The sequence below is a fragment of the Kribbella sp. NPDC051620 genome (assembly GCF_044453825.1).
GTDB lineage: Bacteria > Actinomycetota > Actinomycetes > Propionibacteriales > Kribbellaceae > Kribbella.
In genome coordinates this window covers 19,197-46,193 of sequence record NZ_JBITDB010000010.1, presented here as the reverse complement: position 1 = coordinate 46,193, position 26,997 = coordinate 19,197, and the positions used below count along the sequence as shown (strand labels likewise).

Sequence of the window (26,997 nt, the reverse complement as noted above, 5' to 3'; positions counted from 1 at the left end):
TGATGATGAGCGAGACGCAGGGAATCAAGACCGTGCTGCACCCGGTGGCGGACCTGGCGAAGGCCACCGAGCTGTACGCCGCGCTGCTGGGGATCCGGCCGCAGGTCGAGTCGCCGTACTACGTGGGCTTCGAGACCGCCGGCCAGCAGATCGGCTTGGTGCCGCGGGGTCCGCAGAGCCCCGACGGTCAGCTGGGTTACTGGCACGTGGACGACATCGAGGCGAAGCTGGCCGAGGTGACGGCCGCCGGCGCGACCGTGAAGGACTCGCCGCGCGATGTCGGCGGCGGCCGGCTGGTCGCCTCGTTCACCGATCTGGACGGCAACGTGCTCGGACTCGTCCAGGACAAGTAGTCCCTAAACTTCCTGGCCATGGATGATCAGGCCGGGATCGACGCGGGGATCCAGCAGTACTACTCGAGTGTCTTCGATGAGGATGCACGTCTGACCACCCGCTCTGCGCAGAGCGCGCTCGAGTTCGTCCGGGTTCAGGAACTCGTCGGTACCAGGATCGCGGCCGGATCCAGGGTGCTCGACATCGGCGGCGCGACCGGCATCCACGCCGGTCCGCTCGCCGCCGCGGGCCACCACGTCACGCTCGTCGACCCGGTCGAGGAGCAGGTCGCGAAGGCCCGACGGCACGGCACTTTCCACGCGGAGGTCGGGGACGCCCGGCAGCTGCGCTTCGCCGACAACAGCTTCGAGGTCGCGTTGCTGTTCGGCCCGCTGTACCACCTACGTGAAGCAGGCGACCGTCGCAAAGCGCTGAGTGAGGCGGCGCGCGTCGTTGTACCAGGCGGCTGGATCTTCGCGGCCGCGATCCCGCGCTTCATCCACCACGCGGCGGTCAGCCTCGGCAAGACTCCGCCAACGCCTTATCCACAAGCCTGGATCGACGTACTCGAGTCCGGCACCCCAGCACCCGGCGGCCGTTTCCCCGCCGGCCACTTCCACACCGCCGAAGAACTCGAAGCCGAACTCGACGCAGCCGGCCTCAAGCACATCGAGCTACACGCCATCGAAGGCCCCGCCGGCTTCGCGCTCGAACAACTCCCAGCCGACGATGCCCTACTCCAAGCAGCCCTCACCCTGGTACGCCGAACCGCCCACCTCCCAGGCATCCGCGACATGACCAACCACCTGATGGCCATCGGCCGCGTCTACTGAGTGGACTCCGCCACCCGCAAGCGGAACTCCTGTACCGCGGTGTCGTTGCCCGCTGATTGCTCCATGCTCAGGTCGTGGCGGCCCCACAGCCACAGGAAGATGTCGTCGGGGTTGCCGAAGACCTCCGCGTCGACCTCACCTTCAGCGTCGGCGGCAACCGAGGCGCTGGTCGCGTCGAGGCGGATCGTCCACGAGCGCCCGGCCGAGGTGATCCGGATCGTCGCGTCGACCGGATGCGATGTGTCGCCCTCTTCCCACCAAGGGCCGCCGAGCATCAGCGTCAGGATCTCGTCGATCCCGTCGAGCGCCAGCGCGCGATCGACCGGCGTGACCACGTCGTGCGCCAGCTCCGCGTCGACCCGGTGCACCACCGTCTCGAGCGCCATCCGCCGGTACCAGAAGCCGGACGTCTTGTCCGTCGGCGAGAACGTCCAGGTCGGCAGCTCGGTCCCGGCCTCGGTCAGCGCGACGACGATGGCCGCCCGCGTCTCGTCGAACAGCTCGAGGGCGTCGCGCTCGTCGAGACCGGCCGGCGGCCATGGGTCCGGGCGGGCCGCTGTCCGGAGAGCCTCGATCTTGTGCAGGTAAACGGCAGCGACATGCCGCAGGACGGTCTCGACCGTCCAGTCCGGGCAACTCGGGACGGCGGCCGGAAGGCCCAGCCGGCCGACCTCGGCGAGCCGGGCGGAGTCGGCCTGGAGGCAGGTGAGATAGAAGGCAGCGTGTTCGGGCGGCAAAGACATGAAGAGAACGATCTCATCAACCACCGACAGTTTCGTCCGACACTCGGGGCGGACCGGTTAACGTAACGCCATGGCGAGGAAGAAACCGTTGCCGTTCGACCCGATCGACGAGGCCTCGCGGCAGTGGGGACGCCGCTGGGGTGCCGTCGAGCAGATGCGTGCGGTCACGTCGCTGATGCGCGCTCAGCAGATCGTGATCGCCGAACTCGACGAGATCCTCAAGAAGCACGGCCTGACGTTCGCCCGGTTCGAGGCGCTGGTGCTGCTGACCTTCTCCCGCCGCGGCTCGCTGCCGCTGGGCAAGATGGGCGAACGCCTGCAGGTGCACCCGACCTCGGTCACCTCGATCGTCAGGCGCCTGGAGTCGGCCGGCCTGGTCACTCGCACGCCGCACCCCGACGACGGCCGCGCGATCCTGTGCGAGATCACCGCCGAGGGCCGCGACCTGGTCGAACGCGCCACCAAGGATCTCGTCGCCGCCGACTTCGCCCTCCGCGGCCTGACCGACGACCAGCTCAAGATGCTCTGGTCCGTACTGCTTCCGCTCCGCCAAAAAGCTGGGGACTTCGCCGAGTAGAAGCACCAACCTATGCAAGACCTATGCGCGGAGTGGCATTTAGTAGGACGTCCAAGTACTTTGGGAGGAGACCCGACTCCAGGAGGACCGTGATGGACGCCGAGCAGATTGCCGCCGGGCAGAGCCGATGGCAGCAGCGGTACGACGCGTCGCGACGCCGCGAGGCCGATTTCACCACGCTCTCGGGCACCGAGGTCGAGCCGGTCTACGGCCCGCCCCCGGGCTCCGACGACCCGCGGATGGAGCGGATCGGCTGGCCGGGCGAGTTCCCGTTCACCCGTGGCCTGCACGCCACCGGGTATCGCGGCCGCACCTGGACGATCCGCCAGTTCGCCGGTTTCGGCAACGCTGAGGACACCAACGCGCGGTACAAGATGATCCTCAACTCCGGCGGTGGCGGGCTGTCCGTCGCCTTCGACATGCCGACCCTGATGGGCCGCGACTCCGACGACCCCAAGTCGCTCGGCGAGGTCGGCCACTGTGGTGTCGCGATCGACAGTGCGGCCGACATGGACCGGCTGTTCAAGGACATCCCGTTGCAGGACGTCACCACCTCGATGACGATCTCCGGGCCCGCGGTGCCGGCCTTCGTGATGTACCTGGTCGCCGCCGAGCGGCAGGGCGCCGACATCACCAAGCTCAACGGCACCCTGCAGACCGACATCTTCAAGGAATACATCGCGCAGAAGGAGTGGCTCTTCCCGCCCGAGCCGCATCTGCGCCTGATCGGTGACCTGATGGAGTACTGCGCCGCCAACATCCCGGCGTACAAGCCGTTGAGCGTCTCCGGCTACCACATCCGCGAGGCCGGCTCGACCGCCGCGCAGGAGCTGGCCTACACACTGGCCGACGGGTTCGGCTACGTCGAGCTGGGCCTGAGCAGGGGCCTGGACATCGACAAGTTCGCCTCCGGCCTGTCGTTCTTCTTCGACTCCCACCTGGACTTCTTCGAGGAGATCGCCAAGTTCCGCGCCAGCCGCCGGATCTGGGCCCGCTGGATGCGCGACGTCTACGGCGCCAAGACCGACAAGGCGCAGTGGTTGCGATTCCACACCCAGACGGCCGGCGTCTCGCTGACCGCCCAGCAGCCGACGCTCAACGTCGTCCGGACCGCGGTCGAGGCGCTTGCCGCGGTCCTCGGCGGCACCAACTCGCTGCACACCAACGCGCTCGACGAGACGCTCGCGCTGCCGACCGACCAGTCGGCCGAGATCGCGCTGCGGACCCAGTCGGTGCTGATGGAGGAGATCGGCGTCACCAACGTCGCCGACCCGCTCGGCGGTTCCTGGTACGTCGAAGCGCTGACCGACCAGATCGAGGCCGAGGCGGAGGAGATCTTCCAGCGGATCAAGGAGATGAGCCCGGACGGCACGATGACCGGCGGCATCCTGCGCGGGATCGAGGACGGCTGGTTCATGGCCGAGATCGCCGACGCGGCCTTCGAGTACCAGCAGAAGCTGGAGAAGGGCGAGAAGAAGATCGTCGGCGTGAACACCCAGACCGACACGGTGGCCGGTCAGCTGGAGATCCTCCGGGTCAGCCACGAGGTCGAGGTGGAGCAGTGCCGGGTGCTCGCGGCGCGCAAGGCGCAACGCGACGAGGACCTGGTGCGTCGTACGCTAACGGCGCTGGTCGAGGCATCCAGAGGGACCGGCAGTCTGATCGAACCCATGCTGGAGGCGGCGCGTGCGGAGGCCACGATGGGGGAGATCTGTCACGTTCTTCGGATCGAATGGGGCGAGTACCGAGAGCCCGCCCGCTTCTGAGGAGACCACGGCAGACTCCGACGGCGCGGCAGGCCTTGGCGGCAACGGCGCCAAACCACCGCGCAGGCGGGGCGGTGGCGGTGGCGGCAAGCCGGAGGGCTCCTCGCCATCGGTGGACGATCGCGGCGTGGTCGTCATCGGCTCCGACCGGACCATGCTCCGGGTGGTCACCGAGCTGGTGAGCTCCGGCGAGCACGTGACCGCGATCGTCAACCCCGACTCGCGTCACTACGAGCGGATCGGCGAGCTCGGCGCCCAGGTGATGGGCGTCCGGGTGATCAGCGAGTCCGTACTACGCCGCGCCGGCATCGACACCGCGGACGACTCGGCGCTCAGTGCGCGGGCCTTGGTGCTCCTGGACGCCGATGACGTCCGAAATGTCCACACCGCGTTGACCGCGCGCGACATGGACGCGAAGCTGCGCATCGTCATCCAGATGGTCAACCCCCGACTCGGCGGCCAGCTGCACGAGCTGCTCGGCGACTGCGTCGTCATCTCCGGTCCTTCGCTCGCTGCCCCCGCCTTCGTGGCCGACGCGCTCGAGGACGACGAGCTGACCTGGGTCGAGCTGGGTGGCCGGCGCATGGTCGCCGGCCCCGCCGACCTGATCCGCGATCCGCACCTGACCCGACTGGCCGACACCACCTCCTCGGCCACCCCCGAACTGCTGCCGACCGGCAGTTCCGACCCCGACGGCGACATAGTCCTCGGTACCGGCGTCAGGCCGGTCTGGCGGACCAGAGACGTCCGCCGGGCAGGCTGGCTGATGGCAACCCGCGACATCCTCGACCGAAGAGTCCGGACCATCGCCGCCGTGATGGCCGGGCTGGTGATCGCCGGTACGGCGCTGACGCACTGGATCGCCAATGTCGAGTGGATTCGCGCGCTCTACCTGGCGGCGGGCGCGGTGACGTCGGCCGGGATCGAGGACGACACCTTCTCCAACGCCTCGCCCTGGGCCAAGATCGCCGCCGTCATCGTCCAGCTGACCGGCATCGTGCTGATGGCGCTGCTCACCGCCGTCATCGTCGACTCGCTGATCGGCGCCCGGCTGTCCCGGGTGATCGGCGGGGTCCGCGGCCGGCCGCGCAACCATGTCGTCGTCTGCGGGCTCGGTACCGTCGGTGCGCGCGTCCTGGAGATCCTCGTCGAGCGTGGCGTCGCGGTGGTCGGTGTCGAGCAGGACGAGGACGCGCCCGGCGTACAGACCGCTCATCGGTTGCGGGTCCCGGTGATCATCGGGGACAGCAGCAACGAGGAGACCCTGCGGTCGGCCGGTGTGCAGCGCTGTCAGTCGGTGCTCGCGATCACCAACGGCGACATCACCAACCTCGAGTCGGCGATGGTCGTCCACGAACTGAACCCGGACGCCCGGATCACGATGCGGATGTTCGATCACGACCTGGCCCAGCGGGTCGAGCGGCAGCTCGGCCTGGGTCACAGCCGGTCAGTGTCGATGCTGGTTGCTCCGGCCATCGCCGCCGCCGTGGCGAACCGCCGCAGCCAGACGACCGTCCCGGCCGGCCGGCGCGTCCTGCTGCTCACCGAGGTGGCCGTCGAGCCCGACTCGGTTGCGGTCGGCAAACGACTCGGCGAGCTGGACGAGACCGGCGGCCTGCGTGTCCTCGCCCGGCTCGAGAGCGGCGGACCCTGGGACTGGGCGCCGGCCTTCGATCAAGTGGTCCAACCAGGCACCCGGATCGCGGTCGCCGGTACCCGAAGCGGCCTGGCCCGGCTGCTGCTGGCCACCCGAGCGCCACACCGTTCGGGTGCGTCGGGGAGGATAGAGCCATGAACGTAAGCAGTGAGCACGGAATGCGAGGACAGCGGTGAGCCAGCCGAACTTCTCCCGACCGGGAGCGATCGACCTGTCGTCCCTGCGCAAGCCGCCCGCGCGGCCCGGTGGCGCCCCCGGAGCCCCTGGAGCGCCAGGAGCCCCCGGGGCGCCAGGCGGAGCGTCCGGAGGCGGAGCCGGTGGCGCGTACGTGCTGAACGTGACCGAGCCGACCTTCCAGGCGGACGTGATCGAGCGCTCGCTCCAGGTCCCCGTGGTGGTCGAGTTCTGGTCGCCGCGCTCGGACCAGTCGCTCGCCCTCAGCCCGGTCCTGATCCAGCTGTCGACCGAGTACGCCGGCAAGTTCCTGCTGACCCGGATCGACATCGACGCGAACCCGCAACTGGCCCAGGCGGTCGGCGTCCAGACGGTGCCGCTGGTGATCGCGGTACTGCGTGGTCAGGTCGTCCCGCTCTTCCAGGGCGCGGTCGGCGAGCCGGAAGCCCGTCAGTACCTGGACCAGTTGCTGACCGTCGCGGTCGCCAACGGCATCACCGGGCGCACTGACCCGGTCGGCCCGGCCGGCCCCGCCGACGAGGCCACCGAGCCGGAGCCGGACCCGCGGTACGAGGCTGCCGACAACGCGGTGGCCGCCGGCGATCTGGACGGTGCGATCGCGGCGTACGAGGCATTGCTGAAGGAGACCCCGGCCGATGCCGAGGCGAAGGCCGGGCTGTCCCGGGTCCAGCTGGTGAAGCGGACTCGCGACGTACCGGCCGAGGTCCGGACGCGGGCGGCGGACAACCCCGAGGACATCGAAGCGCAGATGCTCGTCGCCGACGTGGACCTGATGGGTGGTCACGTCGACGACGCGTTCGCCCGGCTGATCAAGACGATCCAGCTGACCGCCGGCGACGACCGCAACGCCGTTCGCCTGCACCTGCTGGAGCTCTTCGAGGTGGTCGGCGCCGACGACGAGCGCGTGGTCAAGGCCCGCCGCCGCCTGATGGCCGCCCTCTTCTAGAGGCTTCCTCCCGATTGCCCCTGACAGCCCGCCGCACCGCTCAAAGGTGCAGCGGGCTGTCAGGTGTTGAGGATCGGGTCGGTGGTGAGGGACTTCGAGACTCGGGCCAGGAGGGCTCGGAGGGTGTCTCGTTCCTCGGGGGTGAACTCGGCGGCGAGGCGGCGTTCGACGGAGGCGGCTCGTTCGTCGGCGGTGTCGAGGGCTTTACGGCCGGCGGGGGTGGTACGGGTCTCGATGACGTGCCGGTGCAGGGGATGCGGGGTGCGCTCGATCAGGGCGGCCGATTCGAGGTTGCGCAGGATCGTGGTCATCGTCTGCGGCGTGACCAGGCAGCGCCGGGCCAGCTCGGCGGCCGAGATGCCGGGCTGCTCGTCCAGTACGAACAACGCGGCGTACTGCGGAACCGTCAGCCCCGCCGGCCGGACGGCGGCCGTCTTGACGGTGTTCAGCTCCTGCTCAACCCGCTTGAGGTGACTACCGAGCCGCTCCTCGAATGGCATCCGCATGACCCCATGGTAGGGACCGCATGCTCCGCCGGTTGTCGATATGAGCATTGACATCTATCAGAGCTCTGATTAGTGTCCGTGTGCGTATCCAGTCGAGGGAGGCATGATGTTCCGACGTATCGCGACGGTGGTCGCCGTACTGGCGAGCGCGTTCGCAGTACCGGCTCCGGCGGTTGCCGGGGTTGTCGGTGTGACCGGCTATGGCTCCGGCTGGCCGGATGTGGTCAGTGGGGTGACAGCGGATCGCTATCCCGAGGGCGTGACCTGGGATCCGACCCGTCAGACGTTCCTGGTCGGCTCGATCGCCACCGGCCGGATCGACGTGGTGGACCGGGCCGGTCATCCGCGGACGTTCATCGAGCAGGCGCCGGGGGTTTCGACGTTCGGGCTGCATGTGGATGCCCGGCGCAACCGGTTGCTGGTCACGTACGCCGATATCGGCAATGGTGAGCGGTCATCCCCGGCGACGGCTTTCAACCAGTCCGGCGTCGCCATCTACAACCTGCGGACCGGGCGGCTGCAGCACCGGGTCGACCTCAACACGGCCGCGTTGAACCCGGCCGGTGGCAGGCATGGCGCCAACGACTTGGCGATCGACGGCGCCGGGAATGCCTACGTGACGGATCCGGCCGGCGACGCGATCTACCGGATCACGCCGGCCGGTCGCGCGTCGGTGCTGGTCCGCGACCCGCGTCTGCAGAGCGCGACGATCGGGATGAACGGCATCGTCTGGGATCCGGCGGGCTACCTGCTCGCGGTGAGGTACGACTCGGGGACGCTCTACCGGATCTCGCTGCGCGGTGGGATCACCGAGGTACGCCTCGCGCGGCCGTTGGTCGGTGGTGACGGGCTGGCCTTCACGGCTGACCGCAAGCTGATCGCGGTCACCAACAAACTCGGTGCCGCTGGCAACGAGGCTGTCACGGTACTTCGGAGTACGGACGGCTACCGCAGCGCAGACGTCATCACGAGCAAGGCCTGGCCCTTCGCCGGCCCGACCACGATGACGTTGACGCCACACGGCCCGTACGTCCTGAGCGGCCGAATCGACGTCCTGCTCGCCGGCCGCAACTCGAACGAGTTCGAACTGCACCGGTTCTAGAACTGCACCGCAGTCCGGGACCCCACCGGGGCGGCGGTGACGGCGTCACCGTCACAGGTCGCCGTCGCGCCCGGTGTAGACCCCCAAGGCCCGGAACCGCAGGCCTGGTTCGGCGTACTCCTCCAGGGCGTGGGCTGTCCAGCCCACGATACGGGCGATCGCGAACAGGGCCTCGCCGGCGTCGGGGTGGAAGTCGTAGGCATGCATCATCGCTGCCACCGCGAGGTCGCTGTTCGGGAAGGCCGGGACTTTGCTGGTGATCGCGGTCAGCTGTTCGAGGATCGGCTCGCCGGCCATCAGACCGAACAGGACCTCGGCACGAGGGTCGCGCCGCTCGTAGATCCGGTGCCCGAAGCCCGGTATCGATTCGCCTGACCGGAGCCGGTCGGACAACACCTGGACCGGATCCTGCAGAGCCCGGTCCAGGAACTGGTAGGCCAGGGTCGGGGCGGCGCCGTGGTACTGCCCGTCCAGCGCACCGAGCCCGGCCGACACCACGGAGTACAGGTTCGCCCGGGAGCTCGCAGCGACTCGAGCGGCGATCGTAGAGACGGCGAGCCCATGGTCGGCCAGCAGGATCAGCGCGGCGCCGAGCAGTCCGGGTTTCACCGGCTGTGTAGACAGCTTCGGCCACAAGCGATCACCAACGCTGCCCCCGCCGGCCGGCCCAGGCAGTGCCTCGATCAGTACGCCGAGCAGCCCGCGTGCCGCCGCGACCACCGACTCCCTGGCCAGATCGAACCGCAACGGATCAGCCGCTCCCAGCACCGCCACCGCGATCCGCAGCTGATCCACCTTGCGGGCCGTTGCCGGCGCTACCGCAATGCTCGCTCGCGCAAGGTCGACGAGAGCCGGCTCCGCGACGAACGCGGTGGGCTCCAACTGTCCGGTCCACAGCAGGTGGGCGACCGACTCGACCGTTTGCGTCTCGACCAGGTCGCGCACCGAGTGGCCGCGGTAGTACAGCTCGTCGTCCCGCAGCAGGGTGAGTTCGGTCTCGATCCGTTCGACCACGCCGGGATGCTCGACCGAGCGGCCCGCCAGCCGCTCCACCTCGCTGGCGGCGAACAGGCTGCCGCGCCGGCCGCGAGCCCGCACGCTGGTGAGGTGACCGCGGCTCACGTACGAGTAGATCGTCTCCGGCTTCACCTGCAGCCGGCGGGCGACCTCGGCGGTGGTCAGGTAATGCTCGTCACCTTGCTGGGCCATCGCGCGCTCCCGGGACCGCTCATGTTGACTGGATCAACATTGACAATAGTTGATTGCACTTGAACGCTGACACCATGTCAATCACCGTCGAAGGACCGATCGAAGTACCGCCGGGGCTGCGCAACGTCGTCGTCACCGAGACCCGGCTCGGCGATGTTCGCGGCGACGAAGGGTTCTACCACTACCGGGAGTATTCGGCGATCGAACTGTCCCGGGCCAAGACGGTCGAGGACGTCTGGTTCCTGATGTACGAGGGCCGGCTGCCGACCGCTGCCGAGCTCGCGACCTTCAGCGACACGATCGCGCCGCTTCGCGTGCTGCCGGCGGAGGTACAGGCTGCGTTACCAGCGATCGCCGCTGCCGGTTCAGCCTTTAACCCGCTCGCCGGACTCCGTACTGCGTTGTCCCTGCTCGCCGCCGCCCGCGAACTCCCACCTGTCTGGGATGCAGACCCGGTACGCCGCAAAGCCGACGCCATGCTCGTCTGTGCCGTCACCCCGACGATCCTTGCGGCGCTGTACTGCCTTCGCGAAGGACTCGAGCCGCTCGAGCCGCGTGCTGACCTCTCGACTGCGGCCAACTGGCTCTACCTGGTGACGGGCCAGGAGCCGACGGAAGCCAAGGCACGGGCGATCGAGCACTACCTGATCTCCACCATCGACCACGGCTTCAACGCGTCGACCTTCACCGCCCGCGTCATCGCCTCCACCGGCGCCGATGTGGTGTCGGCCGTCGCCGGAGCCATCGGCGCCTTCTCCGGCCCCCTGCACGGCGGCGCCCCGGACCGCGCCCTCGCCAGCCTCGACGAGATCGGTACGCCGGACCGCATCGACGACTGGGTACGCGCGAAGGTGTCGGCCGGCGACCGCATCATGGGGTTCGGCCACGCGGTGTACCGCACCGAGGACCCGCGCTCGCTCATGCTCCGCGACATCGCCCGCGGCCTCGGTGGCGACCTGGTCGACTTCGCCACGACAGTCGAGCAGCGCATCGTCGAAGTACTGGCCGAACTCAAGCCCGGCCGCAACCTCTACGCCAACGTCGAGTTCTACGCGGGCGTGGTGATGTCGCTGTGCGACCTGCCCCGGGCCATGTTCACCCCGACCTTCGCCACCAGCCGCGTGATCGGCTGGACCGCCAACATCCTCGAACAGTCCCAAGACCCCAAGATCATCCGCCCAGCAGCCCGCTACGTCGGCCCACCCCCACCCGCACCGATCGTCTGACGCTTCGGCGCGCGTGGCCTGAACTGCATGGCGCCGTCGTCGAGGCGTGAGTAGCGGAGGGTTAGTAGGTCTCGGGGGTAGTTCTGGCGGAGCCGCCAAGGGCCGGTGGAGCCTTGGCGGGGGAGGATGTTGGCCGCACGGCGGATGTAGCCAGAGGTCAGGTCGACCACGGGGCGCCGGGGCGCGTCGTACTCGGTTGGGTCGACCTCTGGGACGCAGATGGCGGTGCCGGTGGCGTCCAGGTGGTTGAGCAGCCGGCAGACGTACTGCGAGGTCAGGTCGGAGCGGAGTGTCCAGGAGTTGTTCGTGTAGCCGATGCACCAGGCCAGGTTGGGGACGCCGCTGAGCATCATGCCCTTGTAGACGAAGGTGTCGCGCACGTCGACGCGCTTGCCGTCCACTGTCAGCTCTATCTTGCCCAGGGCCACCATCTGGAGGCCTGTGGCGGTCACCACGACGTCTGCGGGCAACTCCTCGCCGGAGCGCAGCCGGATGCCGTCTGGGGTGAAGGTGTCGATCTCGTCCGTCACCACCGACGCAGTACCGTCGCGCAGAGCTCGGAAGAGGTCCGCATCCGGCACTAGGCACAGGCGCTGGTCCCAGGGCTTGTACTGCGGGGTGAAGTGGGGGTCTGCCGGTATGGACGCGGGGAGCTGCTTGGCGACGGTGCTGTTGAGTAGCCAGGCCGCGTGCGCCGGCCAGCGGCGGAAGGCGGCGTAGACGGCGCTGCTGAAGGCGACGTTCTTGCCGCGGATGACGTGGTGGGCCAGGTTCTCCGGCAGCAGTGCGCGGAGCCTGTCCGAGAATGCGTCGGCTGCAGGGCGAGAGGCAACGTAGCTGGGGGACCGCTGCAGCATGGTCACGTGCGCAGCGGCGGGTGCCATGGCCGGTACCAGGGTTACGGCGGTGGCGCCGCTGCCGATCACCACTACCCGCTTGCCGGTGTAGTCGAGGTCCTTGGGCCAGTGCTGCGGGTGCACGACCTCCCCCTGGAAGTCCTTGAGGCCGGGGAAGTCCACGACGTACCCGCTGTCGTAGTTGTAGTAGCCGCTGCAGACATAGAGGAACGAGCAGGTGTACGACTCCTTGGTCGTCTCCACCGTCCACAGCGCATCCTCCGACGACCAGGACGCCCTGATGACGTGCTGGCCGAAGCGGATGTGCTTGTCGATCCCGTACGTCGCTGCCGTCTCGTGCAGGTAGTCCAGGATCGACGGGCCGTCCGCGATCGCCTTCGCCGCCTTCCACGGATGGAACGGGAAGCCGAGCGTGAACATGTCGCTGTCGGAGCGGACACCCGGGTACCGGAACAGGTCCCAGGTGCCGCCGAGGTCGGCGCGGCCTTCGAGGATGGCGTACGAGTGGCTGGGAGCCTGCGTCTGCAGCCGGTAGGCGGCGCCGATGCCGGACAGGCCGGCGCCGACGATCAGTACGTCCAGGTGCACGATGAGTTCCTCCTGGGGTCCTGTTGAGTACATGGTCAACGGTAGGCGAAAAGTTCATCCTGGGTGTTGTCGATTCCGTCCGGCGTCGTTCGTCAGCAAGATGTCCGAGAGAACCCCGAGACAAGGGAGCCAGAAATGGCGCAGTACATGTTCCTGTTGTTCGACACCGAAGAGTTCTACGACAACATCACGCCGGAGGGGTGGCAGGCGACGATGAAGCTGCACAACGCCTTCGGCGAGGCGGTCGAGGCGGCCGGCGCGAGCATCTTCGGCGGCGCGGCACTGGAGCGGTCGACCACGGCGAGCACGGTGAAGCAGCAGGACGGCGGCGAGCCGATCGTCACCGACGGCCCCTTCATCGAGACCAAGGAGGCCCTCGGCGGCTTCTACCTGATCGAGTGCAAAGACCTCGACCAGGCCCTGGCCCTGGCCAAGATCTGCCCCTCAGGCAACGTCGAGGTCCGCCCAGTCATGGACACCTCAGCCGACTCCACCCCACCCCAACCAGCCTGACCTCACCGACCCCTCGCGGCGCTGCACCAGAACAGCGCCGCGCCGGGCCGGGAGCTGTGAGTCAGGGCGGTGCCGGGTGGGGTCGGGGAGTTGTGGGTCAGGTTGTGGCGTCGGAGGTGGTCCAGCTGGCCAGGAGATTTATTGCTTGGCGGGAGGGCGAGGCTGGCTCGGTGGTGTAGATGAACAGGGTGGTGCCGGGGTCGCCGGGGATGGTGAGGGTTTCGTACTCGACGGTCAGGCGGCCGGCGATCGCGTGGTTCAGCCGCTTCGAGCCATGGGTTCGCTGGTGCACCCGGTGCTGCTCCCACCACCGGTCGAACTCGTTGCTCCGGGCCCGCAACTCGTCGACCAGCGCGATCGTGGCGACGTCGTCGCGGTCGCGGCCGAACTCCAGTCGCAGGCTCTCGACCGCCGCACGGGCCTGGTCTTCCCAGTCGACGAACAGTTCTCTGGCCCGGTCGTCGAGGAACATCCAGCGCGCGTAGTTGCGGTCCTTGGCCGGTAGCTGGTCGAAGTCCGCGAACAGGGCCCTGGCCATCCGGTTGGCGGCGAGGATGTCCGTGCGGCGCCCGAGCACCAGCGCTGGTTCCCCGTCGAGCGAGTCCAGCAGCTGATAGATCCCTGGCCGCACGCGCTGCGCACCGCGACTCGGCCGAGCCGGTGAGCTGCCGGTCGTCCCGGTGAGCGCGTGCAGGTGGGCACGGCCAGCCTCGTCCAGTTCGAGGGCCCGGCCGATCGCGTCCACCACCGCGGTTGACGGGATGATCCGACGTCCCTGCTCGAGCCGCGCGTAGTAGTCGGCCGAGACACCCGCCAGCAAGGCGACCTCCTCGCGACGCAGGCCGGGTACCCGTCGCACCCGCCCGTCCAGCGGCAGACCGGCCCGGGCCGGATCGATCTGCCCCCGGGCACGGCGCAGGAAGTCGGCCAGTTCACGGTTGTGCTCGGTCACGACATCCATTGTCCGCATCGCGGCCGGACCGTACCTGGCCCTCTGCGTCCTAGGTCGGGGAGGGCCCGAAATGCGGCTCCAGGACAGGGTTTCGGCGATCAGAGTTGAAGCAGCGGGCCGCACAGTCCGTCGTACAGGAAGGAAACCTGCTGTGAGCAAGATTCTGATCGTCATGTCCGCCGCCGACACCTGGCAGCGCACCGACGGCACGTCGTACCCGACGGGCTACTGGGCCGAGGAACTGGCCGCCCCGCACGAGCGTTTCGTTGCCGCCGGTCACACCGTCGACTTCGCCTCGCCCGGCGGCGTACTGCAGCCGCTCGACCAGCACAGCGCCGACCCAGCGGTCGCGGGCCCGGACTGCGATCGCTACGTCGCGCACGCTCGGCAGGCGCTGGAGGAGTTTGGGCCGCTGCTGTCCCTGGACAAGGTGGACATCACCGCGTACGACGCGGTGATCCTGCCCGGCGGCCACGGTCCCGTCGTCGACCTGTACCAGGACGAGACCCTGGGCAGCCTGCTCGCGGCGGCCGATGCCGACGGCAAGCTGATCGGCGCCGTCTGCCACGGCCCCGCTGCCTTGCTGTCCGCCCATGACGGCGACGGCAAGTGGCTCTTCACCGGCCGCAGGATGACCGCGTTCACCGACGAAGAGGAAGAACTCTTCGGTACCGCCGAAGGTGCGCCTTGGCTGCTTGCCAGCACGCTGCGCGACCAGGGTGCTCAGCTTTCCGGTGGCGCGGCGTACCAGGCCTACACCGTCCAGGACGGCAACCTGTTCACCGGCCAGAACCCGGCATCGAGCGCCCCGATGGCCGACGCCATGATCGCCGCCCTCGCGAAGTGACGCCCGGCTGATCAGCCACTCCCGCCTCGACGCCGACCGCATCGAGGGGCTGTCGAACGACAAGCAGATCGGCAGTGCGCGGCCAGGGAGCCCGACCGGATCGAGGGGCTGGTGAACGACAAGGAGATCAGCAGTGCGCGGCCAAGGAGGCGGACCGGATCAAGGGCTGTTGAACGACAGGAGATCGGCAGGCGCGGAGAGTGACACGGATGGCGGATGGCGGATGGCGGATGGTGGACGGTGGGGGTGGTGCGAGACAGTGATAGGGATGGCAGGGGAGGAGGTGAGTTCGGGTGGGCTCCGGTGCTGAGGTTGTGCGGGAGGCCAGGGATGTCGCGCAGTTGGTGGAGGCGGCGCATCGCGAGTGTTGGTCGGTGGTGCTGGCCTCTACCGTGCGGTTGACGCGTGATCTGGATCTGGCCGAGGACTGCGCGCAGGACGCGTTCGTGCAGGCGTTGCGGACGTGGCCCGACGGCGTACCGGACAACCCGGCGGGCTGGCTGACGACGGTCGCGCGGCGGCTGGCGCTGGATCGGTTGCGGCGCGAGACGACGCTGCGGCGGAAGCTGCCGTTGCTGATCGAGGATCCGGTGGCGCCGGGGGACGGCGAGCAGCCGACCGACCCGTTGCGACTGGTGTTCACCTGCTGCCACCCTGCGCTGGCACGTGATTCGCAGATCGCGCTGACCCTGCGGCTGATCTGCGGCCTCACCACCCGCGAGGTCGCTGCCGGTCTGCTGATCAGCGAGCCGACCGCCGCTGCCCGGATCACCCGGGCGAAGAAGAAGATCGCCGCCGCCGGCATCCCGTACCGGATCCCCGCCGACGACGAACTCGCCGACCGCCTCGACGTCGTCCTCACGGTCGTCCAACTCGTCTACACGGCCGGCCACGTAGCCACCGGCCCGGAGTTGACCCGCACCGACCTTACCGGTCGAGCCCTGGAGTTGGCCCACCTCCTGGTCCGCCTGATGCCCGACGAGCCAGAACCAGAAGCCCTCCTGGCCCTGCTCCAGATGACCCAGGCCCGCGGCGACGCCCGAGTCAGCGACGACGGCGAACTGGTCCTCCTGGCCGACCAGGACCGCAGCCGCTGGGACGTCAAACTCCTCGCCGAAGGCGTCTCCCGAGCCACCGCAGCCCTCCAACGAGCCACCCCCACCACCCAATCCACCCCCACCACCCAATCCACCCCCACCACCCAGCCCGGCCCCAGCACCCAGTCGGGCCCCAGCGCCCAGTCGGGCCCCACCACCCGGTCCGGCCCCAGCGCCCAGTCGGGCCCCACCACCCAGTTCGGCCCCAGCACCCGGTCCGGCCCCAGCGCCCAGGCGGGCCCCACCACCCAGCTCGGCCCCAGCACCCGGTCCGGCCCCAGCACCCGGTCCGGCCCCACCACCCAGTCGGGCCCCAGCATCCAGTCGGGCCCCCGCACCCAGTCCGGCCCCACCACCCAGTCCGGCCCCAGCACCCAGCCCGGCCCGACCACCCAGTCCAGCCCTGGCGGGCAGGACGGTGGGGGTGGTGGTGAGGCGCGGGGGGTTGGGCGGTTTGCGTTGCAGGCGGCGGTGGCTGGGCTGCATGTGACTGCTCCGTCGTGGGAGCAGACGGACTGGCATCAGGTGGTGCGGATGTACGACGCCATGTTGCTCCGCTGGCCGTCGCCCATCGTCGCGCTCAACCGAGCCGCCGCGCACAGCTTCGTCCCCGGCGCCGACCTGACCGCGATCCTCGAAGAACTAGATGCCCTCAGCAACGACCCCGCCCTGAAGGCCTACTCCTACCTCGCCGCCACCCGAGCCGACATCCTGACCCGCCTCAACCGCCCCGCCGAAGCCGTCCAGGCCTACGACGAAGCCATCACCCTCACCGCCAACGACACCGAACGCCGCTTCCTCACCCGCCGCCGGGCCACTCTCCTCGCCAGTTGACCGCACCCGCCATCGAGCCTCGTACGCGCTTGAGCGGAAGGCCGGGCTATCGAGCCGCACCCGCGCTTGACCGAAGGCCGGGCTATCGAGCCGCACCCGCGCTTGAGCGGAAGGCCGGGCTATCGAGCCGCACACGCGTTTGACCGGAAGGCCGGGCCATTGATGAGCAGATGCGTCGAGAACCTCAGGCGGGAGGATCTTCGGGCTGATCTGTGATCGGATGCCCGTCGCGCAGGTTGTGCAGGATGTCCGGGGACGCCAGTACCAGCGGCAGGCGCCGTCCGTTGAGCGGTGAGACGAGGCCGGCCAGATCATTAGGCGAGTACCAGTCGACGCCCAGGATCTCGAACCCGTCAGGGGTCAGCGACTCCAGCAGGGACGGGTCGTGGACGCCGCCGTCGTAGAGGATCTCGATGGCGTCGCCCCAGCCTTGCCAGCGGGGGAGCCAGTCGATGGCCAGTACGCCGATCAGCGGGAGCTGGAAGCCGAGTTCTTCCTGCATCTCTCGCAGCGCACCCGTCGCCGGGTCCTCGTCCGGCTCGACCACGCCGCCGGGCAGTTCGAGATCGCGTTTGTAGCTGACCTTGCAGAGCAGCACTCGACCGCCGGTGTCGCGGACCACGACGTGCGCGATCACGCGCTTCTTCGGCAGGACGGAGTCCATCAGCGCAGTCCAGCCGGACAACGTGTCGGCGCGCGGATCGTCGTGGCGCAGACCGTAGACGGCGACATCCCGCCGCTCGCCCTGAAGCAATGCGCCGCCCCGCAACAAACCCTCACGCCGGAAGCCGGAGCGGATCGCGATCCGGGCCGAAGCGCGGTTCTCCGGATCGACCTCGACCTGCAGCCGATCCAGCCCGAGCTCACCGAAGGCGTAGATCACCAGCATCCGTACTGCGCGCTGCGCGACCCGCCGCCCCCGATACGGCTTGTAGGTGGTCCAGGACACCCCACCGACACCAGGCGAGAGTCGCCGAACCTGAACCGTCCCGACCGGCCCCGACTCACCGGCCAGCTCGATGACGAAGTTCACCACCGACCGGTCGTCCGCGTACTGCGCCCGCCACCGCTCGACCGCCTCCACCAAGCCGGAGCGCGACGGGGTCTCGGAGAACCAGCGCACCATCTCGTCGTCGGCCAGCCCGTGGGCGACGTCGATGTCCTCGTCCCGCCACGGCCGCAGGGTCAGCTCACCATCGGTCAACGTCGGCTGAGGAGGCACACCAGGGACAGCTGTCACCCCGTGAACGCTACCTGTTGTCCCGCACCCAGCACCGAACCTCCGGCACGGCGAGACGCCGGCAAGGCCCCCGCAAGCCGGAAATTTCACCGGCGGTGATCACCCGTGCACGCAACCCGCACACCAGCAAGAAACCAGCCGCGATTCACAGGAAATTTTCAGCTAACCGGCTAACTTTTCCGGCGTCTCGCGCGTCTATCTCTGTGAAGGCGGGTGAGGTCGCGTCGGGGCGGACGCAACCTCACCCGCTTTCTGTCTGCCCGAAGGCGACGGACTGCCCGAAGGCTCAGCCGTCGTACCGCAGCCAGATCGTGCCGAGCGGCGGGACCGAGATCTCCGCGCTGGCCGCCATCCCGTGCCAGCCCTCGCCGTCGGCCTCGAAGCCGCCGAAGTTGCCGACCCCCGAACCGCCGTAGACCTCCGCGTCCGTGTTCAACAGCTCCTGCCAGTGACCCGGGAACGGCAGGCCGATCCGGTAGCCGTGATGCGGCACCGCCGAGAAGTTGGCGACGCAGGCGAGGGTCGGCTGGCCTTCGTCGCCGTACCGGACGAAGGAGAAGACGTTGTTGCCGGCGTCGTTCGCGTCGATCCAGGAGAACCGCTCGGGTACGTGGTCGGTGCCCCACAGCGCCTTGGTGTCCTTGTAGTTCCCGTTCAGGTCCTTGACCAGCTGCTGCAGACCGCGGTGGTCGGCGTGGTCCAGCAGCCACCAGTCGAGCTCGCCCTTCTCGGACCACTCCGACTCCTGGCCGAACTCGCACCCCATGAAGAGCAGTTGCTTGCCAGGATGCGCCCACTGCATCGCCAGGAAGGCGCGCACGTTGGCGAGCTGCTGCCACCGGTCGCCCGGCATCTTGCGCAGCAGTGATCCCTTGCCGTGGACGACCTCGTCGTGCGAGATCGGCAGCACGAAGTTCTCGGAGTACGCGTACATCATCGAGAAGGTCAGCTCGTGGTGGTGGTACTGGCGGTAGATCGGCTCGTGCTCGAGGTAGCTGAGCGAGTCGTTCATCCAGCCCATGTTCCACTTGAAGCCGAAGCCGAGGCCGCCCAGGTGGGTCGCGCGGGTGACCCCCGGCCACGAGGTCGACTCCTCGGCGACGGTGATCACGCCGGGGACCCGCTTGTAGAGCGTCGCGTTCATCTCCTGCAGGAACGAGACTGCCTCAAGGTTCTCGCGGCCGCCGTACTGGTTCGGCACCCACTGACCTTCCTCGCGCGAGTAGTCCAGGTAGAGCATCGAGGCGACGGCGTCGACGCGCAGGCCGTCGATGTGGAACTCCTCGGCCCAGTAGACCGCGTTCGCGACCAGGAAGTTGCGCACCTGCGGCCGGCCGAAGTCGAAGACCAGCGTGCCCCAGTCGGGCTGCTCGCCACGGCGCGGGTCCGGGTGCTCGTACAGGGGAGTGCCGTCGAAGCGGGCCAGCGCCCAGGCGTCCTTCGGGAAGTGCGCCGGCACCCAGTCGACGATCACGCCGATGTTTGCCTGGTGCAACGAGTCGACCAGGAAGCGGAAGTCGTCCGGGTCGCCGAAGCGCGAGGTCGGGGCGAAGTACGAGGTGACCTGGTATCCCCAGGAGCCGCCGTACGGATGCTCCATCGGCGGCATCAGCTCGACATGGGTGAAGCCCATCTCGCGCACGTAGCCGACCAGTTCGTCGGCGAGCTCCCGGTACGACTTGCCCTTGCGCCACGAACCGAGGTGCACCTCGTACACACTCATCGGCTCCGCGTACGCCTGGGAGGCGGCCCGGTGGTCGAGCCAGGCGGCGTCGTTCCACTCGTAGGTCGAGTCGTGCACGACCGACGCGTTGGCGGGCGGGACCTCGGCCAGGTTGGCCATCGGGTCGGCCTTCTGACGCCAGACGCCGTCGCGGCCGCAGATGTCGAACTTGTACCGCGTACCGGGGCCGATGCCCGGGACGAACAGCTCCCAGACGCCGGACGAGCCCATCGTGCGCATCGGGTGCGCGCGGCCGTCCCAGAAGTTGAAGTCGGCGGTCAGCCGGATGCCTTGGGCATTGGGCGCCCAGACGGCGAACGAAGTACCGGTGACGGTGCCCGCCGGGCCGTCGTACCGGCGGACGTGGGCGCCGAGCACGGTCCACAGCTGCTCGTGCCGGCCCTCGCCGATCAGGTGCAGGTCCATCTCGCCGAGCGACGGCAGGTAGCGGTACGGATCGTCGACCTCAAGCGCCGGGCCGTCGGTGTAGGTCACCTCGAGCCGGTAGTCGGGCACCTTGTCGACGTCGAGCACGCCGACCCAGACACCTTCGAACTCGTGCTCCAGCTCGACACTCGCGTTGTCGAAGACAGCCGTCACACTCAAAGCGAACGGCCGCAGCACCCGCAGCGTCACCACCCCGTCGCCGAGATGCGGCCCGAGCACCTGATGCGGATCGTGATAAGTCCCCGCGACCAGCCGCTCCAGCACCCCACGCTCCACCGGAACAGCCTTGTCCAAAAGGCTCCCCGGCACCGCGTCGTCAGCCGACGGGCCCGGATACGACGCCGGCATACCGGCCGCCGCGACCGAGTGGTCGCCCGTCTCCACCACCGCCGACTCGCCCACCTCAGGAGCAGGCTCGGTCATCGCCTCGGAGATCGGCGTCGTCACCTGATCGCTCTTGCTCGAATCCATAAACCCCATCCTGCCCGATGAAACCGCGAACTACTGCACCCCGTACCCGTCTGCCCCGCACGTACACAACTGCTATTCGGCGAGCTTCTTCCGCAGCTCTTCCAGGCGGGTGGTGTAGCGGGGCCAGGCGAAGCCGGAGGTGGTGTGGGCGGTGGTGGTTTCGGCCAGGAGGGCGCGGGCTCGGGGGAGGTCGTTCTGGGCGGCGGCGAGGGCGGTGGCGGTGGCTCGGGCGGCCAGCCAAGGGGTGCTGTTGGCGGGGGCTTCGGTGAAGACGGCGTCCAGCAGGCCGGCTGCTTCCTCCAGTTCGCCTTGGAGGATCAGTACGTCGGCCAGGTCGATGTGTGCCATCGTCACGCCGCTGTTGTCGGCGACCGCGTACTCGACGGCTGACCGCAGGTACTTCTCCGCATCCTCGATCGAGCCCTGGGCCAGCGCCACGGAGCCGCGGATCACGTCGTTCAGCGGCAGGATCTGCCGGTCGTCGAGGCGCCGGGCGTAGTGGTCCGACTCGTTCGCGGCCTCGAGTGCCTCCGGTAGCCGGCCGAGTGCGACGAGCGCGCCGGCCAGGTTGCTGAGGCCGCGGGACAGGCCGTGCTCGTCGCCGTAGATCCGGTCGGCGGCGATACAGACGTCGTACTGCTCGACCGCCTCGGCGGGCCGTCCCGTGTAGAGGTACAGGGTGCCCAGCGCGTCCGTGAACGCCGAGAGCCGTCGCTCCTGGCTCGGCCTGGCCGCGGCCAGCTCCTTGCCCGCGAGCAGATGGGACAGCGCATCGCGCAAATGGCCGCGCTCGATCTCCACGATGCCGCGGTAGTAGAGGACAGTCAGCGTGAGCGCGTCGTCGTTCAACTGCTTGGCGAGCTGCTCGGCCTCCGTCAGCAACGCCGCCGCCTGCTCGAACTGCCCGAGCATCGTCAGCACGAAAGCGTGATTGCTCAGCGCGGTGACTCGCTCGGGCTGGGTCGCGCCCTCGGCCCCCGACAACGCCTCGAAGTGCCGGGCAGCTTCGCCGTACCAACCCCTGACCAGCCAGGGAGTGTGCAGCAAAAGCGCCAGCCGCAGACCGGCGACCTCGCGTTCGGTGCCGACCGCCTGGTCGAGGGTGTCGAGCAGATTCGGCCACTCGGAGAACACCTCGGCGATCGACTCGGCGGTCGCGAAATCGTCGTTGTCCTGCCCGATCGTCTGCACCCGGTTGATAGCCCAGTCGAGCTCAGCACTGCGCGCGGCCTCGGTCTCGCCGGCTTCTTCGAGCTTGGCCAGCGCATAGTCCCGTACGGTCTCCAGCAACCGGAATCGCCGCCCGTTCACGGCCTCCACCGTCAGCAGGCTCCGGTCGGCCAGCTCGGTCAACGCCGGCGCGACATCCCGCGGATCGAGCGCGACCTGCTCAGCCGCCTCCAACGTGAACCCGCCGGCGAAGATCGCCACCCGGCGCAGTACTGCGCGCTCCGCGTCACCAAGCAACTGATGACTCCAGTCCAGCGCCGCCACCAGGCTCGCGTGCCGGGCCCGCGCGTCCCGCGACCCGGCGACCAGCAAACGCATCCGCTGCTCGAGCCGATCGGCCAACTGCGGCACGGTCAGCGTGCGAGTGAGACCGGCCGCGAGCTCGATCCCCAGCGGCAGCCGATCGACAGCCGAACAGATCGCCGCGACCTGCTCGGGATCCGCGCCCTGCGCGTCGGCCGCACACCGCTCGGTGAAGAGCTGCGCCGCCGCCATCGCATCCAACGGACCCATCGCGACGATCTCCTCGACGCCGAGCTGCAATGGCCGCTGCGACGTCACCACGACCGTGAGACCCGGCGCCCGTCGGAGCAACCCGGAGACGATCTCGGCGACCGGCTCGACGACATGCTCGGCGTTGTCGAGCACCAGGACGGCCCCGTCCAGCGAGATCGCAGCGGCGGCCAGCGGATCGTTGCCTCCGGCATCATCTCCGGTGATGGCCTCGAGAACCGCGCTCTCCCGGTGCAGCGGAGCGAGCTCCACGAAGCGGACCGACCGGCCCGTCGTGGCGACCAGGCGGGCCGCCTCGGCGGCGAGTCGCGACTTGCCGCTGCCCGGGCCACCGGTCAGCGTGATGAGGCCGGGCGAGGCGATTCGGCGTACCAGGGAATGCAGCTCGCCTTGGCGGCCGACGAAGCTCGTCAGGGGAGAGGGCAGCTGGACCGGCACCGGCAGAGCGACTGGTGCAGCATGCACGACGGCAGGCTCGGGCGGCGCGAGCAACAAGCTCGGATCCTGGCGAAGCAGTCGCAACTCCATCGCCGCGGTGTCCGGCACCGGATCCACGCCGAGCTCCTGCGACAGCTTGGAGCGGAGCTTGGCGAGGCGACTCAGTGCATCGGCCTGCCGGCCGGTCCGGTACAACGCGAGCGCGAGCAGGCACCACAGCCGCTCGTGCAGCGGGTGCTCGGCCGCGAGCGCCTCCAACTCGCGTCCCGCCTCGGCAGCGGCACCCAGCGCGAGGTCAGCGTCGAGCCGCTCGACCTGCAGGTCGAGCCGCCACGAATCGAGCTGCTCTCCTTCGACTGCGGCGTACGGAATGCTTCTGAGATCGGCCAGCGACTGACCACGCCACTGGCTGAGCGCATCGCCGGCGGCCGCGCGCACCGCGTGGTGGTCGCCGGCCCGTACTGCGGCGTGCATCCGCTCCGCCGCGGCGCGCGCGGTGGCGAGGTCCGTCAACCGCGCGGACAGCGCATATCCGCCGTTGGCGCGGGTGAGCGACTCGGGGGAGTCGATCGCCGCGCGCAACCGGGACGCGAGCACCCGCAGGCGCTCGGTCGGACGCGCCAGCTCGACGTCTCCCCACAGATCTGCCGCCAGCCGTTGATCCGGCACCGGCATGCCGTCGGCCAGCGCGAGCCGGACGAGCAGAGCCCGCTCCAGCGGCCGATCCACCGACCGCGGCACGCCCCCGAGGCTGACGGCAAGGGGCCCGAGCACAAGGACCTCAAGGTGCGGCTCGGCGGGCATACCGCCAAGTATTACAGCGACAACTCACCCACGCTCTGTAATTTTTCCCGGATGAGATTACTTGCCCAGAACTTGGGTATTACGTAGCGCTCAACTGTGCAGCCGCGGCCAGGGGGATGGGTAGCCAGGTCGGGCGGTTGCGGGCTTCGTAGAGCGTTTCGTAGATGACCTTGTCGGCCAGGAACGCGCTCAGCAGCACACTCTGGTCGCGGGGGTCGGTGCCGGAGATCTCCGCGTAGCCGTCGCAGAAAGCGCGCCGGTTGCGGTTGGCCCACTCGGCCGCGCGGTAGGCGATCTGCTGGTCACCCTGGTGGTCGGCGAGCAGTGAACGGGCCGCGTAGTCGAACGACCGGAGCATGCCGGCGATGTCCTTGATCGGGGTGTCCAGCGCGCGCCGCTCGACCAGCGACTTGGCCGGCTCGCCCTCGAAGTCGATCAGCTTCCAGCCGTCGATCGTGCGCAGTACCTGACCGAGGTGGAAGTCACCGTGGATCCGCTGCACGGTCACCGGTACGTCGTACGCGGCAAGCGCGTCGAACGCCCGGGTCAGCCCTTCGGCGAACTCGCCGAGCTCGGGCACCGCCGCGACCGCCTTGTCGAGCCGGCGCTTCATCGCGGCGGCGTGCTCGACCATCAGGGCCGGCTCCCAGATGTCGGTGCCGAGCGCTTTGGCCAGCTCGGCGTGCACCTGCGCGGTGGCCGCGCCGAGCCGATGGGACTCACCCGCGAAGTCGCCGCCGACCTCCTCGGCGTGCAGGTCGGCCTCGGCGTACAGGTCCCGGACCGAGGTGGTCGCGTACGACCAGCCGTCGGTCGCGTTCTTCTGGAACGCCGTCATCATCGCCAGCTCACCCGAATCGGTCCCGCCGCCGGCCCGCGGCCAGGAGCCGCGCGCCGACCCGAGCACCTCGGGCACCAGTTCGGAGCCGGCCTCGGTGAGCGCCGACTCGATCTCGACCCCGGGATTGCTCCCGGGCTCGAGCCGGCGGAACACCTTCAGCAGTGCGGTGTCGCCGAAGACCAGCGACGTGTTGCTCTGTTCGACCGTGAGGACGAGCGACTGCGCGTCCTCCGGTACGACGGTCGTCCGCTCCGGCGCGTGCACCGGGTGGAACTCCAGATCGGTCAGCTGCCGCCCGTGGGTGAGGGCGTCCAGCCAGTACGGCGTGGCCTCCTTGTCGTGCAGCGCGTCGTACACCCAGACCCTCGTGTCGTCGAGGTCCTGCTCCTCCCAGTCACCGATCAGCGCATGGCCGAGGTTGTCGACCGGCGCCCGGTGGTAGCTGAGCGGGAGCTGGTAAACCCGGATTGCGTTCTCCGCGCCGGGCGGGCCGGCGCAGTAGACGAACCCGATCCGGACCGCGGGCCAGACGCCCTCGTCCGACAGCCATACCGAGGTGGCCATCGCGTCGACGTGGACGTCGTGTCCCTTCTCGCCGAACCATCGCTGGTTGGCGCAGAAGGACTGGACCTGGTCCAGATGGGAAGTCACGAAGAGCTCTCCTCACGATCAGCAGCCTTGTTGACCGGCAGACGGAACCAGTAGAAACCGTGCGCGCCGAGCGTCAGCAGGTACGGCAGTTCACCGATGGTCGGGAAGTGCACCCCGCCCAGCAGCTCGATCGGCTCCACACCCTGCCACTGCCGCAGATCCAGCTCGATCGGCTGCGGGAAGCGCGACAGGTTGTTCACGCAGAGCACCACATCGTCGCCGAACTCACGGATGTAGGACAGCACGCTCGGGTTGGAACCACCTAGGTCAGTGAAAGTACCCATCCCGAAACATGGGTGCTGCTTGCGGGTCTGGATCATCCGCCGGGTCCAGTGCAGCAGCGACGACGCGTTCTCCATCTCCGCCTCGACGTTCACCGCCTGGAAACCGTAGACCGGGTCCATGATCACCGGCAGGCCGAGCTTGCCCGGGGTGGCCGTCGAGAACGACGCGTTCCGGTCGGGGGACCACTGCATCGGCGTCCGGACGCCGTCACGGTCACCGAGCCAGATGTTGTCGCCCATGCCGATCTCGTCGCCGTAGTACAGGATCGGCGAGCCGGGCAGCGACAGCAGCATCGCGGTGAACAGCTCCATCCGGTTCACGTCGTTGTCGAGCAACGGCGCGAGCCGGCGGCGGATGCCGATGTTGGCCTTCATCCGCGGGTCCTGGGCGTACTCGCCCCACATGTAGTCGCGCTCTTCGTCGGTCACCATCTCGAGCGTCAGCTCGTCGTGGTTGCGCAGGAAGATGCCCCACTGGCAGGTGTCGGGGATCTGCGGGGTCTGAGCCAGGATCTCCGAGATCGGGAACCGCGACTCGCGCCGCACGCCCATGAAGATCCGCGGCATCACCGGGAAGTGGAAGGCCATCTGGCACTCGTCGCCACCGGACTCGCGGTCGCCGAAGTACTCGACCACGTCACCAGGCCACTGGTTGGCTTCGCAGAGCAGCACCCGGTCGGTGTAGTTCGCGTCCACCTCCTTGCGGACCCGGCGCAGGAAGTCGTGCGTCCTGGGCAGGTTCTCGCAGTTGGTGCCCTCTTCCTCGAACAGGTACGGCACCGCGTCCAGCCGGAAACCGTCGACGCCGAGGTCGAGCCAGAACTTCAGCGCCTCGATCATCGCGTCGCCGACGGCCGGGTTCTCGAAGTTCAGGTCCGGCTGGTTGGAGTAGAACCGGTGCCAGAAGTACTGCTGGCGGACCGGGTCCCAGGTCCAGTTGGAGGTCTCGGAGTCGACGAAGATGATCCGCGCGTCCGAGTAGGCCTCGTCGTTGTCGGACCAGACGTAGAAGTCGCCGTACGGGCCGTCCGGGTTGTTGCGGGACTCCTGGAACCAGGGATGCTGGTCCGAGGTGTGGTTCATCACGAAGTCGACGATGACGCGCATACCGCGCGCGTGCGCCGCGTCCATGAACGCGGCGAAGTCGGCGATCGTGCCGACCTCGGGCATCACGTTCGTGTAGTCGGAGATGTCGTAGCCGCCGTCACGCAGAGGTGAGGGGTAGAACGGCGGTAACCACAGACAATCCACGCCGAGCCACTCGAGGTAGTCGAGTTTCTCGGTCAGGCCTTGCAGGTCGCCGATGCCGTCGGCGTTCGAGTCCTTGAAGGACCGCACCAGCACTTCGTAGAAGACGGCCCGCTTGAACCACAGCGGATCACTCTTCGTCAGTCCGTGGTGCTGCTCCGGCAGCATGTCGGTCACGCTCACCTCCATCGGGTGTCATCCCCTCGGTCCAAACCTAGCGGTACTACGGATCCGCGCCGCCGGGTCGATCCGGCGACGCGCGGGTGGACACTTTTTTCGGCCTGCATCGTTTTCCCTTACCCCGCTCGCGGGTTCTCAAAAGGGGA

At 68.8% G+C, this 26,997-nt stretch carries 21 protein-coding genes; 11 read left to right on the top strand and 10 right to left on the bottom strand.

Translation table 11 applies throughout. From position 1 onward, the window contains the following. The first annotated feature begins 5 nt into the window (after nt 1–5). Together ACIA12_RS38180 and ACIA12_RS38175 are read left to right on the top strand one after the other, a co-directional pair. The gene (locus ACIA12_RS38180) at nt 6–353 is read left to right on the top strand and encodes a VOC family protein (protein ID WP_396372343.1); all 348 of its coding nucleotides are present in this window, start codon (nt 6–8) and stop codon (nt 351–353) included. Between the two features lie 18 nt (nt 354–371). After that, nucleotides 372–1,166, top strand: a complete 795-nt coding sequence (locus tag ACIA12_RS38175; protein ID WP_396372342.1) for a class I SAM-dependent methyltransferase — start codon at nt 372–374, stop codon at nt 1,164–1,166. On the opposite strand, the gene ACIA12_RS38170 is transcribed toward ACIA12_RS38175, so the two are convergent. Then, entirely contained in the window at nt 1,160–1,909 is a 750-nt protein-coding gene (locus ACIA12_RS38170; protein ID WP_396372341.1) for a maleylpyruvate isomerase family mycothiol-dependent enzyme, read from the bottom strand. The genes ACIA12_RS38175 and ACIA12_RS38170 overlap by 7 nt on opposite strands. A gap of 70 nt (nt 1,910–1,979) precedes the next feature. Between ACIA12_RS38170 and ACIA12_RS38165 the strand changes: the two genes are divergently transcribed. The 4 genes from ACIA12_RS38165 to ACIA12_RS38150 all read left to right on the top strand — a co-directional run bounded on the left by ACIA12_RS38165 (nt 1,980) and on the right by ACIA12_RS38150 (nt 7,050). Further along, complete coding sequence (locus tag ACIA12_RS38165; protein WP_396372340.1) at nt 1,980–2,486, top strand: MarR family winged helix-turn-helix transcriptional regulator; 507 nt, start codon at nt 1,980–1,982, stop codon at nt 2,484–2,486. Nucleotides 2,487–2,578: 92 nt separating this feature from the next. After that, the gene (locus ACIA12_RS38160; RefSeq protein WP_396372339.1) at nt 2,579–4,252 is read left to right on the top strand and encodes a methylmalonyl-CoA mutase; all 1,674 of its coding nucleotides are present in this window, start codon (nt 2,579–2,581) and stop codon (nt 4,250–4,252) included. A 112-nt stretch (nt 4,253–4,364) separates the two neighbouring features. Then, a complete protein-coding gene (locus ACIA12_RS38155; protein WP_396372338.1) occupies nt 4,365–6,047 on the top strand; it encodes an NAD-binding protein in 1,683 nt (560 codons plus the stop codon). Nucleotides 6,048–6,081: 34 nt separating this feature from the next. Further along, a complete protein-coding gene (locus ACIA12_RS38150) occupies nt 6,082–7,050 on the top strand; it encodes a co-chaperone YbbN (protein ID WP_396372337.1) in 969 nt (322 codons plus the stop codon). Nucleotides 7,051–7,109: 59 nt separating this feature from the next. Here ACIA12_RS38150 and ACIA12_RS38145 read toward each other — a convergent pair whose 3' ends face one another. Next, on the bottom strand, nt 7,110–7,556 hold the full coding sequence (locus tag ACIA12_RS38145; RefSeq protein ID WP_396372336.1) for a MarR family winged helix-turn-helix transcriptional regulator: 447 nt from the start codon (nt 7,554–7,556) through the stop codon (nt 7,110–7,112). Between the two features lie 103 nt (nt 7,557–7,659). Here ACIA12_RS38145 and ACIA12_RS38140 point away from each other — a divergent pair, with 103 nt between their 5' ends. Continuing rightward, nucleotides 7,660–8,658 (top strand): SMP-30/gluconolactonase/LRE family protein, encoded by a 999-nt coding sequence (locus ACIA12_RS38140; RefSeq protein ID WP_396372335.1) that lies wholly within the window; start codon nt 7,660–7,662, stop codon nt 8,656–8,658. A gap of 51 nt (nt 8,659–8,709) precedes the next feature. On the opposite strand, the gene ACIA12_RS38135 is transcribed toward ACIA12_RS38140, so the two are convergent. Next, on the bottom strand, nt 8,710–9,867 hold the full coding sequence (locus ACIA12_RS38135; RefSeq protein ID WP_396372334.1) for a citrate/2-methylcitrate synthase: 1,158 nt from the start codon (nt 9,865–9,867) through the stop codon (nt 8,710–8,712). A gap of 74 nt (nt 9,868–9,941) precedes the next feature. Between ACIA12_RS38135 and ACIA12_RS38130 the strand changes: the two genes are divergently transcribed. After that, nucleotides 9,942–11,093, top strand: a complete 1,152-nt coding sequence (locus ACIA12_RS38130) for a citrate/2-methylcitrate synthase (protein WP_396372333.1) — start codon at nt 9,942–9,944, stop codon at nt 11,091–11,093. Here the strand turns inward: ACIA12_RS38130 and ACIA12_RS38125 are convergent. Beyond that, nucleotides 11,057–12,571 carry a flavin-containing monooxygenase gene (locus ACIA12_RS38125; RefSeq protein ID WP_396372332.1) on the bottom strand — a complete coding sequence of 505 codons (1,515 nt, stop codon included), beginning with the start codon at nt 12,569–12,571 and terminating at the stop codon, nt 11,057–11,059. The genes ACIA12_RS38130 and ACIA12_RS38125 overlap by 37 nt on opposite strands. 102 nt (nt 12,572–12,673) lie before the next feature. Between ACIA12_RS38125 and ACIA12_RS38120 the strand changes: the two genes are divergently transcribed. Then, nucleotides 12,674–13,051 carry a YciI family protein gene (locus ACIA12_RS38120; RefSeq protein WP_396372331.1) on the top strand — a complete coding sequence of 126 codons (378 nt, stop codon included), beginning with the start codon at nt 12,674–12,676 and terminating at the stop codon, nt 13,049–13,051. A gap of 97 nt (nt 13,052–13,148) precedes the next feature. Here the strand turns inward: ACIA12_RS38120 and ACIA12_RS38115 are convergent, their stop codons facing one another. Continuing rightward, nucleotides 13,149–14,003, bottom strand: coding sequence for a helix-turn-helix transcriptional regulator (locus ACIA12_RS38115; RefSeq protein WP_396372330.1), 855 nt, complete (start codon nt 14,001–14,003; stop codon nt 13,149–13,151). A 151-nt stretch (nt 14,004–14,154) separates the two neighbouring features. On the opposite strand from ACIA12_RS38115, the gene ACIA12_RS38110 reads away from it, so the two are divergent. Both ACIA12_RS38110 and ACIA12_RS38105 read left to right on the top strand, forming a co-directional pair. Beyond that, a complete protein-coding gene (locus tag ACIA12_RS38110) occupies nt 14,155–14,850 on the top strand; it encodes a type 1 glutamine amidotransferase domain-containing protein (protein ID WP_396372329.1) in 696 nt (231 codons plus the stop codon). A 293-nt stretch (nt 14,851–15,143) separates the two neighbouring features. After that, nucleotides 15,144–16,781, top strand: a complete 1,638-nt coding sequence (locus ACIA12_RS38105; protein WP_396372328.1) for a sigma-70 family RNA polymerase sigma factor — start codon at nt 15,144–15,146, stop codon at nt 16,779–16,781. A 184-nt stretch (nt 16,782–16,965) separates the two neighbouring features. On the opposite strand, the gene ACIA12_RS38100 is transcribed toward ACIA12_RS38105, so the two are convergent. The 5 genes from ACIA12_RS38100 to treS all read right to left on the bottom strand — a co-directional run bounded on the left by ACIA12_RS38100 (nt 16,966) and on the right by treS (nt 26,860). Further along, entirely contained in the window at nt 16,966–18,021 is a 1,056-nt protein-coding gene (locus ACIA12_RS38100) for an NUDIX hydrolase (RefSeq protein WP_396372327.1), read from the bottom strand. Between the two features lie 286 nt (nt 18,022–18,307). Continuing rightward, the gene (gene glgB / locus ACIA12_RS38095; RefSeq protein WP_396372326.1) at nt 18,308–20,662 is read right to left on the bottom strand and encodes a 1,4-alpha-glucan branching protein GlgB; all 2,355 of its coding nucleotides are present in this window, start codon (nt 20,660–20,662) and stop codon (nt 18,308–18,310) included. A 72-nt stretch (nt 20,663–20,734) separates the two neighbouring features. Further along, entirely contained in the window at nt 20,735–23,584 is a 2,850-nt protein-coding gene (locus ACIA12_RS38090; RefSeq protein ID WP_396372325.1) for a BTAD domain-containing putative transcriptional regulator, read from the bottom strand. A 142-nt stretch (nt 23,585–23,726) separates the two neighbouring features. After that, the gene (locus ACIA12_RS38085; protein ID WP_396372324.1) at nt 23,727–25,139 is read right to left on the bottom strand and encodes an aminoglycoside phosphotransferase; all 1,413 of its coding nucleotides are present in this window, start codon (nt 25,137–25,139) and stop codon (nt 23,727–23,729) included. Next, entirely contained in the window at nt 25,136–26,860 is a 1,725-nt protein-coding gene (gene treS, locus ACIA12_RS38080) for a maltose alpha-D-glucosyltransferase (protein WP_396372323.1), read from the bottom strand. Before treS ends, ACIA12_RS38085 begins: the two co-directional genes overlap by 4 nt. Nucleotides 26,861–26,997: the final 137 nt, after the last annotated feature.

Coding starts and splice junctions, on each gene's coding strand:
- treS (WP_396372323.1), bottom strand. CDS start 26,860: ATGGAGGTGAGCGTGACCGACATGCTGCCGGAGCAGCACCACGGACTG.
- ACIA12_RS38170 (WP_396372341.1), bottom strand. CDS start 1,909: ATGTCTTTGCCGCCCGAACACGCTGCCTTCTATCTCACCTGCCTCCAG.
- ACIA12_RS38160 (WP_396372339.1), top strand. CDS start 2,579: ATGGACGCCGAGCAGATTGCCGCCGGGCAGAGCCGATGGCAGCAGCGG.
- ACIA12_RS38125 (WP_396372332.1), bottom strand. CDS start 12,571: ATGTACTCAACAGGACCCCAGGAGGAACTCATCGTGCACCTGGACGTA.
- ACIA12_RS38145 (WP_396372336.1), bottom strand. CDS start 7,556: ATGCGGATGCCATTCGAGGAGCGGCTCGGTAGTCACCTCAAGCGGGTT.
- ACIA12_RS38135 (WP_396372334.1), bottom strand. CDS start 9,867: ATGGCCCAGCAAGGTGACGAGCATTACCTGACCACCGCCGAGGTCGCC.
- ACIA12_RS38120 (WP_396372331.1), top strand. CDS start 12,674: ATGGCGCAGTACATGTTCCTGTTGTTCGACACCGAAGAGTTCTACGAC.
- ACIA12_RS38165 (WP_396372340.1), top strand. CDS start 1,980: ATGGCGAGGAAGAAACCGTTGCCGTTCGACCCGATCGACGAGGCCTCG.
- ACIA12_RS38130 (WP_396372333.1), top strand. CDS start 9,942: ATGTCAATCACCGTCGAAGGACCGATCGAAGTACCGCCGGGGCTGCGC.
- ACIA12_RS38175 (WP_396372342.1), top strand. CDS start 372: ATGGATGATCAGGCCGGGATCGACGCGGGGATCCAGCAGTACTACTCG.
- ACIA12_RS38140 (WP_396372335.1), top strand. CDS start 7,660: ATGATGTTCCGACGTATCGCGACGGTGGTCGCCGTACTGGCGAGCGCG.
- glgB (WP_396372326.1), bottom strand. CDS start 20,662: ATGGATTCGAGCAAGAGCGATCAGGTGACGACGCCGATCTCCGAGGCG.
- ACIA12_RS38180 (WP_396372343.1), top strand. CDS start 6: ATGAGCGAGACGCAGGGAATCAAGACCGTGCTGCACCCGGTGGCGGAC.